14 protein-coding genes are annotated in these 12,611 nt (G+C 40.6%); 8 read left to right on the forward strand and 6 right to left on the reverse strand.

Annotated elements, in window-relative coordinates; all coding sequences use genetic code 11:
• Positions 1-366: 366 nt before the first annotated feature.
• The gene (locus AN944_RS13185; protein WP_055025098.1) at positions 367-1,077 is read right to left on the reverse strand and encodes an NAD-dependent epimerase/dehydratase family protein; all 711 of its coding nucleotides are present in this window, start codon (positions 1,075-1,077) and stop codon (positions 367-369) included.
• A gap of 200 nt (positions 1,078-1,277) precedes the next feature.
• Here AN944_RS13185 and AN944_RS13190 point away from each other — a divergent pair, with 200 nt between their 5' ends.
• The 5 genes from AN944_RS13190 (at position 1,278) to AN944_RS13205 (ending at position 4,651) form a co-directional block, all read left to right on the forward strand.
• Positions 1,278-1,652, forward strand: a complete 375-nt coding sequence (locus AN944_RS13190) for a PH domain-containing protein (protein WP_055025099.1) — start codon at positions 1,278-1,280, stop codon at positions 1,650-1,652.
• A 125-nt stretch (positions 1,653-1,777) separates the two neighbouring features.
• Positions 1,778-1,942, forward strand: a complete 165-nt coding sequence (locus tag AN944_RS21405) for a YbaM family protein (protein WP_080916659.1) — start codon at positions 1,778-1,780, stop codon at positions 1,940-1,942.
• A gap of 88 nt (positions 1,943-2,030) precedes the next feature.
• Positions 2,031-2,705, forward strand: coding sequence for a nitroreductase family protein (locus AN944_RS13195; protein ID WP_055025100.1), 675 nt, complete (start codon positions 2,031-2,033; stop codon positions 2,703-2,705).
• Positions 2,706-2,783: 78 nt separating this feature from the next.
• Positions 2,784-3,089 carry a DUF1330 domain-containing protein gene (locus tag AN944_RS13200; protein ID WP_055025101.1) on the forward strand — a complete coding sequence of 102 codons (306 nt, stop codon included), beginning with the start codon at positions 2,784-2,786 and terminating at the stop codon, positions 3,087-3,089.
• 656 nt (positions 3,090-3,745) lie between these two features.
• Positions 3,746-4,651 (forward strand): DnaJ domain-containing protein, encoded by a 906-nt coding sequence (locus AN944_RS13205; protein ID WP_055025102.1) that lies wholly within the window; start codon positions 3,746-3,748, stop codon positions 4,649-4,651.
• A 35-nt stretch (positions 4,652-4,686) separates the two neighbouring features.
• Here the strand turns inward: AN944_RS13205 and AN944_RS13210 are convergent, their stop codons facing one another.
• The 5 genes from AN944_RS13210 to AN944_RS13225 form a co-directional block, all read right to left on the reverse strand.
• On the reverse strand, positions 4,687-4,902 hold the full coding sequence (locus tag AN944_RS13210; protein WP_055025103.1) for a TIGR02450 family Trp-rich protein: 216 nt from the start codon (positions 4,900-4,902) through the stop codon (positions 4,687-4,689).
• 389 nt (positions 4,903-5,291) lie between these two features.
• Positions 5,292-5,432: a hypothetical protein gene (locus AN944_RS21640; protein WP_160319087.1), complete on the reverse strand. Its 141-nt coding sequence runs from the start codon at positions 5,430-5,432 to the stop codon at positions 5,292-5,294.
• A 409-nt stretch (positions 5,433-5,841) separates the two neighbouring features.
• On the reverse strand, positions 5,842-6,450 hold the full coding sequence (locus AN944_RS13215) for an HAD family hydrolase (RefSeq protein ID WP_055025104.1): 609 nt from the start codon (positions 6,448-6,450) through the stop codon (positions 5,842-5,844).
• Between the two features lie 99 nt (positions 6,451-6,549).
• Positions 6,550-7,200: a CIA30 family protein gene (locus AN944_RS13220; protein ID WP_055025105.1), complete on the reverse strand. Its 651-nt coding sequence runs from the start codon at positions 7,198-7,200 to the stop codon at positions 6,550-6,552.
• A 151-nt stretch (positions 7,201-7,351) separates the two neighbouring features.
• Entirely contained in the window at positions 7,352-8,731 is a 1,380-nt protein-coding gene (locus AN944_RS13225; protein WP_055025106.1) for a DUF4397 domain-containing protein, read from the reverse strand.
• 237 nt (positions 8,732-8,968) lie between these two features.
• Here AN944_RS13225 and AN944_RS13230 point away from each other — a divergent pair, with 237 nt between their 5' ends.
• The 3 genes from AN944_RS13230 (at position 8,969) to ftsZ (ending at position 12,538) form a co-directional block, all read left to right on the forward strand.
• Positions 8,969-10,141: an endonuclease/exonuclease/phosphatase family protein gene (locus tag AN944_RS13230; protein ID WP_235530905.1), complete on the forward strand. Its 1,173-nt coding sequence runs from the start codon at positions 8,969-8,971 to the stop codon at positions 10,139-10,141.
• A gap of 143 nt (positions 10,142-10,284) precedes the next feature.
• Positions 10,285-11,292: a YafY family protein gene (locus tag AN944_RS13235; protein ID WP_055025107.1), complete on the forward strand. Its 1,008-nt coding sequence runs from the start codon at positions 10,285-10,287 to the stop codon at positions 11,290-11,292.
• Positions 11,293-11,344: 52 nt separating this feature from the next.
• Positions 11,345-12,538 carry a cell division protein FtsZ gene (gene ftsZ / locus AN944_RS13240; protein WP_055025108.1) on the forward strand — a complete coding sequence of 398 codons (1,194 nt, stop codon included), beginning with the start codon at positions 11,345-11,347 and terminating at the stop codon, positions 12,536-12,538.
• Positions 12,539-12,611 lie beyond the last annotated feature (73 nt).

Here is a 12,611-nt window from a genome sequence, read left to right on the forward strand (position 1 = left end):
CCAACTAAAGCTAGCCTGACGTCCTGTCAGGCTTTCGCTATTACTTTAAATAAAGAGTCTTCAACGCATTTCAGCAATTTCAATGGGGAATATTGAGCCTGCAGGTTAATTGGTTTCTTCTAATCCTTAGGAAGTTATTTTGTAGCTTGCCGAAGAAGGCTAAAAACGAAGTTTAAAGCTGAATAATCCCCCGTTGGAAATCTTTCGCTTTCCAGAAAATTTCGCCGGGGCTGCGGGGGAGATGCAAGAGGGGTGAGCAGTTTCACCCTTCTTGCTCGGGTGTGGGCGAAGCGCCACGACGTAGATTTTATTTTAAAAATAGTAAAATAAACCTTGGTGGAAGCCAGTTTATTGAGAATGACGGATTCAGTTCACCAGTTGATGCATCTGCTTATTATCAATAATCCTTACAGCTTTAGTCGCTAACGATGGCTCACTTACTAACTCAGTATTTGATTTAACAGCAGCTGCCAACATGTTGTCTGCCACAAGTTTCCCTGTAATGGGTTTGTACTTGACTAAGGGGCCAATAAATACCCCTGATGCAATAGCAAAAAACTTCTGGCCAATATCTTCTAAGGTGCGCTTGTCAGCACGACTCCCTATTAACAAGCTTGGCTGAAAATAATGAATGCTGGTTATAGGCAGTTGCGCTAAATCACGCTGTATTTCACCTTTAATACGATTATAAAATACCTTTGAATTGGGGTTAGCATTCAGTGCGGTAACAACGAATAACGCTGTGCCATTATCACTTTGATGCGCCACAACCAATCTGCCAAAATCGAGTACAGCTTGGTAATCGACTTTTATGAAGTTAGCCTGACTACCAGCTTGCTTCATCGTGGTACCTAAACAGCAAAAAGCATGGTCGATTTTTACGGGTAAACTAAGTGTAGGTATTTGAGCTAACTGGGCTTGCATAAAGCACAACTTGGCAGCGCCTTGTTGAGTAGTGTTGATAGTGGGCCGACGACGGCCAATCACAACCACTTGCTCATAAGCCTCATTAGCCAGTAGCTCTTGTAATAGCTGCTGACCAATTAATCCTGTTGCGCCAATGATGACAGCGTTCATTTTATTCCCAGATCATGTAATCGCGTAAGACTTATTTTAACAGGTTTTAATTTTTAATAGCTTCCATTGATAAACCAGATGTTGTTTGAATATTGGTGATATCTAACTTGAATTAGTCAAAAGGCGCGTTTAACTTGTGTATTAATCTCAGATACCGCACTATTTTAGTTGCTGGTTTAAGCTACCCCAAGGAGAACATAATGGGACTTTTTGATGCGATTTTAGGTAATTCATCTGAAATGGATTTAACAGAACTTCAGCAAGAGCTGTCACCGATTTTAGCTGATAATGAATCTGTGCATATGGGCTACAAATTAATCCGTGACATGTTTGTATTTACCGACAAGCGTTTGATTTTAATTGATAAGCAAGGCATGACTGGCAAAAAAGTCAGTTATCACTCTGTTCCATATAAATCTATGACTCATTTTATTGTTGAAACTGCTGGTACATTCGACATGGATGCTGAGTTAAAAATTTATATCTCTGGTACTGAACACCCGATAGTAAAAGAGCTTAAAAAAGGAACGGATGTCGTGGGAATTCAAAAGGCAATTGCCAACTTTTCATTGTAATGCCTGTTCACTACTTTTAGTAAAATGACAGTGATGTCGTTTACCTAGCTTGGGCGTTTCAACAATTGCTTGCTAGGAAACGCAGTGACATGACACTGCATTAATATCGGATGGCTTTGTAAATAATGACCGACAAACAACACGCATCATTAAATGACGCACCTAAATCGATTCAACTTGCAGTCGATTTGATTCAATTACTTGAAGAAAACAACATAGATACAGTGACCGCAATTGAAGCATTACAAATTACGTTAGATGATTTTAAAAAGAAGTTAGAGAAGCAATAGTTTGTGTGTCGTATGGCTTAGGAGTATGTGAGTAGCAATAAGCCAAGTGTGATTAAGCAAGATCGAACTAAAATAATAAGGAACATTTATGACTGAAGCGCACCTGCCATTAACAGACTTTATCGAATACCCTCAAGATGAAATGCTTGAGCGGGCTAAGTCCAATTATCAAAATGTGAAACGTCGTCATTCTATTCGGAAATTTTCTGATAGACCTGTGCCACAAGCGATTATCGAACAATGTATTTTAGCTGCAGGGACAGCGCCAAATGGTGCGAATCATCAACCTTGGCATTTTGTCGCTATCAGTAACCCTGAAGTGAAAGCACAAATTCGTGAGCAAGCAGAAGCCATCGAACAAGCATTTTATGCAGGGCGAGGTGGCGAGGAATGGCTAGATAATTTAAAGCCATTAGGTACCAATGCCAGCAAGCCTTACCTTGAAACAGCTCCTTGGTTGATTGCCGTTTTTACTAAAAAACGTAGCGAGGATAATGGCGAGCAGAAGCAAAATTACTATGTGCATGAATCGGTTGGTATTGCGACTGGTTTTTTACTGCAAGCGTTGCACAATGCAGGCCTTGGTACTTTAACGCATACTCCTAAACCTATGTCATTTTTAAGTAAAGTGTGCGGTCGAGATAACGATAATGAACGACCATATATGTTGATTGTTGCTGGCTATCCTGATGAAAATGCCACGGTGCCACAACATGCTCTTGATAAGAAAAGTTTGCCTGAGATAAGTGATTTTATTGATTAATTCACTTAATGGGCCTGTTCACAGGCCCATTAAAGGCGATCATAAGCATCAAATATTAACGTTTACAGGAGAGCAAACATGGGGTTTCAGCGAATAATGGGTTTGCATGTGAGTGATGCCGCTGAGTATCAGTGTTATCGAGAAGCTATGATGCCGATTTTGACGCGTTATGGTGGCAGTTTCGGTTACGATTTTGAAGTCTCAAAAGTGCTAAAAAGTAAAACGGATCATCATATTAATAGGGTATTTACCATCGAGTTTCCCTCGCAGACGGTAATGGACACATTTTTTAATGATCCTGAGTACTTAGTTGTAAAACAGCGTCACTTTATGCATTCAGTGTCTCATGCAACTGTGATTGGTTTACACGAAACGACGCTATGATGAAGATTACGTATTGATAGGAGAAATGATCTGCTATGGCATTATGCAGGTGATAATGACGTGTTTTATTTCTTGCTAATGATGTCGACTTACCATTTTAAACCTTACACCTTTTAAATCTTACACATTTTAATTCTTACACATTTTAATTCTTACATAAGTTATCTAGCATCAGTCACTAATCACTTTCGACTCACTTTTGGGGCTCACTTTAGGGGCTCACTTCAATGCGCTGATATCTATGTGTTAATACCAAGTCTTATGACTGTGTATTTGTCCTTCCTTTGTTTTTGTTATCTTTGGAATAGCTTGTATTCAATAATTTCTATAAGCCGCGACTTCTAACGTTTTTTGGTTAACAAAACCCATTTTTTATACGTCATTCTATTCAATATTCTGATGATGATATATAAAGTGACATATGAGTTAATGAATTGTTTTTACAATTATTTATTTAATTTTTGATGGTTTTTTAGAGCTGGGCAACGGTTATTTATAGTGGTGGTCGCTATAGTTTTGGGTGATGGGTTTTTAGCGCAGCTTCTTAATGTCGTTCACGATAAATTAGCGAGCAAACCCTATATCGATTAACTGTAAATGACTTTACTGTGCTGATTAGTATGGCGCAGAACAATATCACATTGCCTAGGGCGTTCATGGAAAACTTATATTTGACGTTGGGAATAAGCCAAGATGCAGATGCTGAGGAAATATCAGCAGCCTACGAAAGCTTATATTTATTTTATCATTCTGACGATTATCAAAGTGAATATGCTGATACCGATGTCAAACTTGCCAACATTGCAGTGTCCTATGACATCCTAAAGTCCGTTACCAAACGCCGTGCCTACGATGAATTATGGCAACACTATCAGCAGAATAAATCTTCTGATCTGTTAGTCGATGTACCTGATATGGACTATGAGTTTGAAGTTGATGGCGACCACATGGCTCAATGGACTGAACGGGTTGAGCAATACCCTCAATTACAAGAGCTTTTTGATAATCTCTCTGGTTTGTCTATGGTATTAGCAATTTCTTTTAAGGCTTACTTAATTGAAAGTCAGCGTTTTGAAGAGGCGGAACGCTTGGCATACATCATGTGTGCCCAATATATACGACGCTTCTTTGATGAGGAGCAAAATATCAAACCGTTGGCTGAAGGCTTACTTAGTGCAACGAGTGTGTCAGAAAAAGTGACTGTCGATGAGTTATTTAAGCTACAAGGGATAGAGGTCAACATTGAAAATGAAGTCATTGATTTAACTGAATCTATTTTTAAGCATAATCAAAATGACTTCGATTCGAGTCATCATCGACGCAGAAAAACGACTCAAAAAGAGGGGGGGACTGCGCCGTTCTCTTCCCAAGCGTCAACAGAAGACATATCTACACAGATTGAAGGCGAACATCGCTTGTCTCAGGTAACACCAAGGGCAAAAAGTGCAACAAAGCTAAATGAGCCCCTTTTGAGCGTAACAAAAAGAGGAGTATGTAAAGGCGCTGCCGTCATCGTGGTGAGTCTATGCTTGCTTGTGAGTGTTTCCATTGTTGCTTTTTAAGGTGCATAAACACTGGTTAGGCTTATTTTCAGCGCTTACTTCCAACCTTGGAGCCATTGACGATTGTCCTTTAAATCTCGCCAATTAATAGAAAACTCTTGTGCATTCATTTCAGCGCGAATAATGCACTCTGTGACATTCTGATCTTCGTCCTTACTCACCTTAATCACCGAAAAGTGTTTAAGTTTTTGGGTGACATTTACTTTAGTCCACTTGCTGTGTAATAGCTTTTTAGGGTGTAAAGGGTTCATCATTTTCCTTATATAGTTAATGCTATGGACAGTAATTTGTTAGGCATATTAACTTCATACGTAGACATTTCTAATAAAGTTCATTGCCCAATGGCTGCGATTAACGTTTTAGTTAACGCTTTAGTTAAGAATGCTGAAAACCACTTATGAGGTTCACTATTTCTTATTCGTGAATGCTGAACTCAGTGCAAAGGGGCATGATATTGGGCATTTTGTTGAAATGAATAAATGCGTCACTAGCAACCAAGCCAGATGATGAGTGTTGAGGGCTTTAGGAGCTTACCTACTTTGACAGCAGTTAAGTCATGATTCATGGGGAAAATAACAACACGTAGCTTAGCAAAAAGCTAGCTACGTGTTTAATTTCGCTTGTTAAATAAAGCGTTGGTTTATTCAGCTGTAGGCTGTTTCATGTTATCGCATACTAGGCAAACGATTGATAAGCAAAGTGCATAAAAACCAACCATTCCTAACACCATCGCTCCACTCTCGCTCCACAACATGTCAAGAAACACTTCTACTTCGCTCATTTGTTTACCTCTTAGTCATTACAATGGGATTAAGTGACATCTATAGGTCACTTGATATCAACTAACGAAAAATTAATTTTCAGTGGCTAGCTGATTAAGGGGCGCGAATATTAGCAAGAACAGATTAATAAACTATCAAAACTTAAAGTTATTACTCTAATTTTGGCGTTTGTGAGATGAAACTTAACAATCTAGAATCAGTTTTGTTAAGAGTCTGGTGTTTTTTTAACGCATTGGTTGGTAATGTTACTGCGTAAGGTAGGCTTTATTTTTGGTTGTTTTTGATTTGAATTGTCATTTGAGTGGTTAGTTAATATGGGTATGTACACTAAGTTAGGCAAGGCCTCTTCGTTAAAATATTCCTTTCATTGAAATACATTTATCGAAAATAATGGTCTCATTCGCTTTTTTAGGTTGATGCAGGGTTCGAAGCTTGTATTGCCTGTTGTAATTGGGCGAGATTATTGACGATGACATCAGCCTGTGTTTGATAATCGGGTTGCTTATGATGATTGATAAAAACAGATGTCATGCCAGCATTTTTAGCCGCTTGAATATCATAGAGGTAATCACCTACATAAATGAGCGTCTTAGCGGGTAATTGCCATTGTTTAGCTATCGCCAGTAGCGCATCGGGAGCGGGTTTTGCAGGATAACATTCTCGGGTTAAGACTAAATCAATATCAATATTATTTTGGGTAAGTTTAGTGGCTGTGGCTGCTTTGCTGTTTCGAGTGACTATGGCACAAGGCAATGACAAGGTTTTAAGGGTGTTGAGTAACGGGTGCATATTGGGTAAGGCTTTAGCATTTAGAGCATCATTGGTTTCATGTTGAATGATGATATCGTGTGCTCGTTGTCTTTCAATATGAGTTGGTAATGCATCAATAAAATCTAAGATATCGATATTAAGCGGGCATGCTAACTCTTGTTTTATATGGGTAAAGTTAAGCTCCGACTCTACTAATGTGCCATCTAAATCAAATATAACACCCTGAATACCTGTTAATGGGCTCATTAGTGGTCCTTATTCCTACTTTACATTCACTTTATAAAGTGACTTCAGCTGATTTTTTAGCACAAATTGGTGCTAACTCCCACAGCATAGAAGCACCCATTAATCATGCTCTTCAAATTCAATACTGTCTAGCTGTAATGAGAATGCGCCGGCTTGTTTATTCGCAATCAAAAATCCCACTCGATTAACGTTATTAAATTCGATTGTTGGTGCGTTTATACTTCTTCCACGAAATTGGGCAGCAAAATCTTTCTGGCTAAATAAATGCTCGGTGACTTGGCCCTTTGTGGTTTCAAAGTTGGCTACATAGGCTTCGCCATATGAAAGCTCCGAGGTTTTAAATCTTAGCTGATACTGCTTCCCGTCGCCCAGTACCGTTAATTTGACTTGTTTTGTTGCGGGAATGGATGAAGTGATTTGATACTCCATTGAGGCAAAGCCACCATTGTTTTCTAAAGACACTTGACCGCTAAAGTGCACATGGCCTGAGGAGTTAATATCGGCTTTTGTCGTGGCACTATGGTTAATTTCAATTTGGCTAGAGGATATGCCGCCCATGACAGAGTCATTGCTTATCCTTGCGGGGGTTAATTTATCTGAAGAGGCAAACTGTATTTCCATGGCACGGCTCCCAAAGCTGGAGAGTAAAAAACCGTAAACGGCTATAGCAAACAAGCATTTAACAACAAGTGCAAATAAGCCACCTGACGAGGTAAAATGTTGGTTTGATTTTATGGACAAGCCTATCATATCTGGCTCCTTTTGCTTAATCGGACAACATTGATGAGTGTAAAGCAACACGTAAAAACAGGATAAAAGAGCGACTTATCTCGGGTGGAAGATAAGCCGCAAAAGGGTCGGACGGAGATTAGTAATGAAAAGTCATTTCAGTGTTGGGTGCCTATTCTTCGGCAACAAAGTCGTCCATTAAAATGACAGAGAACATTGAAGTGTCATTTTCTGCATCAACGGCAGCTACGCTGTATAACCCATTTCCTGCTAATGATACGGCAAGTGGGCCTATGGCGACGGTTTTGGTGCCTGTTACTGTTACACTTACGGTGTAATCACCTGGTGCAACACTTAAACTGCCAGATGCTGCTTTAAATGGCACATCTGTTAGCGCTGGATCAGCATCACTGATATCGGCTGTTGGTGTTAGGTAGACATCAACATTACCAGCAGAATAAGATGCGTGAATAACATTTAGTCTTGCTTCAGTGGCAATACGTCGAGTGTGCTCTGCAAAAGCCCATGGGCTAATATCATTGTCAGCAAGAGAGCCAACAGCGAGGACTGAATAGCTGGCGCCTTGCATCAGATCGACAGCTGCATCTTTAATCACTTCGACCGAATTGTCAGCATCTGCTGCTACCGTCACAGTGTGCATGCCTTCTGGAATATTGACGTAGCCTGCGAAATTACCAAATGACAGCATATCAATAGCTGGTGTTGTGCTGCCGTCTAAGAAAACATCTACAGCGGGGGCATCAGCTACTGCATGTACGACACGAATATCGCTACCACTATTAACGTCATTCAGAAGGACTTGCCCTTCTGGTAGTGCAACAAGTAGGGCGACTGGTGAGTCTCCTGACCATTCATTTGGAATAGCAGAGATAAAGTAATCCATTCCAGCAGCTAAATTGACCGTTCCTGAGTCGAAAACAACCGTTTTGTCTCCTGCTGGAGTAATTCTAATTTGGTAGTCGCTTGTGGGGACTTCTAATTGATCGCTGTTGTCCATGTAGTTGGCTGACAGGGTAGGATCCATCATGGTGATATCGGCCATTGGTTCTGTCACATATATATCAACAAGTCCTACGCTTGGTGTAGCATGTAACACTTGTACTCGAGCGTTATCAGCAGTGATGTCAGATTCTTCATTTGCAATGAGTTTGAGCATTAAGGTTTCGTCACTTACCTTACCCAGAGCAACGGCGGTATATTCCATATCTTCAGCCACTGCAAGTTCTGCTTCAAGTACTGTAAGCGTTGTGCCGTCAGCAAGTTGTGCGTCAACTGCGATTGCATAGGTGTTGGTGGCGACTTCTAACAAGCCGCTAGACATTGCATAGTCTACGTCACTCAGTAACGTCGCGCCGTCTGCGGTGACATTGACCATTGGCGCATCACTGCCAGCGTGGATTACACGAATGTCTGCATAGGTAACAACTGGAGCTTCGGAATCAGCTGCTGTGATCGTATCATCGTCATCATCTGAACAAGCGGTTAAACCAATCAGTGAAAAGCATAGTGCAAGAGAGTAGATCCTTTTCATCGTTCTTTCCTCAAAATGTGTTTCTTAAACGAGCTATTTAATTTCTGTTTGATTGCTGAATTCAGGCGCTGATTTCGAGGGATAATACGGCAATTGCTAATTTAGGATCATTTTTTTCTGCTGAAATTGTTCAGTTGAGATAAGTAAGACCATGCTGCATGGAAGCATAATTATCATCGACACTCGATCTTTTTAGTTTTAATCTGTAAGTAGAATAGGGTTCTTAAGGCATTTTTCGTGACTCAAAAAAGCAGTAACAATGAGCAAAAAAAATCACCAATGTTTAAAGTGGTTTCGTTTAATTTATTTAATTTTATTGAACCGCCATCAGCGTATTATGACTTTGAAAATATCTATTCTCATCAACAATGGCAGAAAAAATGCGGTTGGATTTGCGATTATTTAGCTGCGCATCAACCCGACATTATTGGTTTTCAGGAAGTGTTTAGTCCGGATGCATTAAAAGCGTTATTGGCACCATTAGGGTATCAATATTTTGCCGCTTTAGATGAGCCTAGTTTAATCAGTGATTATGTTTATCAAAGCCCTGTGGTGGCGATTGCATCCAAATATCCCATTATTGAATCCGCATTAGTGACACCTGATGCAACCTTGTTTCCGCTTATGGGGATTGCTAATGACTTTAGCTTTAGTCGTAAACCTTTACGGGCAAAAATTGCATTAGCTGAGTTTGGTGAGTGCGAGTGTTATGTGGTGCATTTAAAATCTAAACGCAGTGGCATGGGAGTCGATACTCTGGCCGAGTCAGGTATGCAAGGTGGCGCCGATTTAATGGCTCGCCAAGCACTTGGTAGTTGGGCGTCTAATATGCAACGTGGGAGTGAAGCGGCTTTATTGTTTAATGAAATCACCAAGCAGCGCACTGAAACTCAGCTGCCAGTAATATTAATGGGTGACTTTAATGACACGTTGCAAAGCACAGCATTAGAGGCTTTTAGAGCGAACGGTAAGCGGGTATTTCGTAATGATATTATCGATCCTAGCTTGAGATTATTGAACGATAAAATGTTAGCTGACGCTTTTGCTGAGTTTAGTTTGTTCGATACATATGAGCTGTTTCAGACCAGAAAAAAATTGAATGCTACTTTAGCGCAGGATGAGTATGAGTCAGGTTTGCATGATGAAGATTCCGATATTGCAGAAGACGTTTTACCACCTGTAGACCCTCTTAAATATGCACGCCAAGCAACTCACTATTTTGGCAATACTGGTTCAGTATTGGATTATATTTTGGCTTCATGTGAATTCGATGCTAGCCATCCTAAAAACCTTGCCGAAGTCAGTGATTATCAAACCCATGATCGTCACCTTGTGAGACCTGAATACGAGCGGGACAGTGACAGCACAGATCATGCGCCTATTATGATGACATTCACATTGCGAAGCTAACTCAGCTTGTCCAATACAACCTGTTTATTCTCATCTATCTCTATAAGTAACTTATTTATTTTTAGATAAAAATATTTTGCTGCGACAGATTTTGTCGCAGGTTAGTATTAAGCTAAATACTCTAGAAATGGAGATGATGCTTTATGCAGACCAATATTCAGCGGCAACTTGCCATGCTCGAACAAATACCTAATCACCCTAGGCGTATAACGGCGAATGAGTTGACAGATAGGCTCAATAGCCGAGATTTTGATGTCGGTTTAAGAACTGTGCAGCGCGAACTGAAAGCAATGTGTGACATGGGGTTATTTGGTCTTGAATTGGACGATCGCAATAAACCATTTGGTTGGTCAATTGCAGCTTGCTGGCGTGGGCTAAACCTGACTTTGATGGATCAACATATGGCACTCGCATTTCACACGCTTAAGCACAGCGCCAGTCAGTTATTGCCTCCGCAAAGTTTAAAACAGCTTACGCCATATTTTGAACGAGCTGATCAAGTGTTGGCGAGCGATCCTAATAATCCATGGTTGTATTGGGCATGCCGAGTTGCTCAGTTACCCAAGCCCTTTCCGCTTATTTACGCAGAGCAAGATCCAAAAGCGTTTGAGACGGTTCAGTATGCATTACTGCATAAGCGCCAGCTGGCTTGCCAAATTCAAAAAATGATTAAAGGTCAAAGTTATTGGATTAACTACGAACCGATAAATCCCGAAGGTATCACCATTTCAGAGGGGGTCGCTTTACTGGCTTTTACTGTTGGGTCTGCTCATGAAAAACGCTATGTTCAGTCTATCGAGCAATTAAGAGATATTCGCCTGCTTGAGACGCAAGCAATTACTCGAGATGATTTTGATATTGCTCGAACTGGTATTGATAATTCATCGACGTTAATTGATATAGAGTTACACGTATCGCCAAAAGCTAATTTCATCTTCCATCAATCTAAACTCAGCGAAAACCAAACCATTGAGTACTTATCAAGTGGACAATATAAGGTAAATGCCAGTGTGAGTGATACACCAAGACTAAGAGCTTTCTTATGGGAGATGGCTGACAACGTTGAAGTTATTGCTCCAGAAAGGCTCAGGGATCACTTTGTCCGTTTAATTAATAAAATGTCCAGGCAGTATCAAAACGTTACGACTTAGTTTGTCGCACCTTGAGGTTAGGCTATTGATAACATCGTAAGGAGAGTGACTTATGTTAGATATTAAGCCTAAACATCCCCAAGCCCCTTGTATTGCCGTCTTTGGCGTCGGAGGTTGTGGATGCAATACCATTAATCAATTAAGCCAGTCTTCATTAAGTGACAATGTCGTGCTGATTGCTGTGAATACCGATGCGCAATCACTGGCCGTATCTGCGTGCAGCTCACGCCTACAAATCGGCACCGAAGTGACAAAAGGTTTGGGTGCCGGCGCCGATCCTCAAAAGGGATATGCAGCGGCGCAAGAGTCTGAAGAACAATTAAGAGAGCATATCCAGCAAGCTGATGTCATTTTCATCACCGGTGGTATGGGAGGCGGAACAGGAACGGGTGCGGTTCCTTTTATTGCCTCCTTAGCAGCAGAATTAAATAAGCCTTTGGTTGCTGTGGTTACCACGCCATTTAGCTTTGAGGGGCTGCAACGAAATCAACTGGCAAAAGAAGGCATAGATAATTTGATGCAGCACGCATCGGCAGTGATTGTGTTGCCTAATGATAAGCTTGCTAAAACCTTGGATAAAAAGATTACTTTAGTGAATGCTTTTTTCGAAAGTAATCGAATTTTGCAGGATGTATTAGCGGGATTAACGACCATTATTAGTCAGTCTGGACTGATTAATATCGATTTAAATGATTTTATTACCGTGGTTAGCCATCGAGGCCGCGCGGCGATGGGGGTGGCAAGGCAAGCAGCTGATGAAGAGTTACAGCACACCATCAATAAGTCGCTGAAAAATCCATTATTGGAAGATATTGATTTAACTTCTGCAAAAGGTGCCATTGTCAGTGTCATGGCTACAGAGCAAATCGAGCTTAGTCAGTACCATAAAATAGGTGAAATATTACAACAAGCGTTAGCTGATAAAGCGGTGGTCATTATTGGGCTGACCATTGTCCCTGAACTTGAATCTGAGCTTGAGTTAATGGTGATTGCAACAGGTATTGGAGACAAAGAGGCAAATAAAGAGGAAAAGGAAGCGGCAAGTGGAATAGGAGATACATTAGCAAGTAATACTGATGAGAGATTCGGCCAATCAGAATTATTGAACCTACATGATTTTTTAGCCGAAAAATCACAAAATCCTCAAACGACATCATATTCATCTTCTGAGTTTGATACCCCGACGATAACCCGTCGCTCCCCAAACAGGGTTTTTAAGCGATGCCTTAATGATGGTGCAGCTTAGCTATTTTTTGAGTCAGTAATAAATGACAAGACAATGGTTTGAATGGCTTTAATGGTTTATTGCCATAGATTAC

The sequence above is a fragment of the Shewanella sp. P1-14-1 genome (assembly GCF_001401775.1).
GTDB lineage: Bacteria > Pseudomonadota > Gammaproteobacteria > Enterobacterales > Shewanellaceae > Shewanella > Shewanella japonica.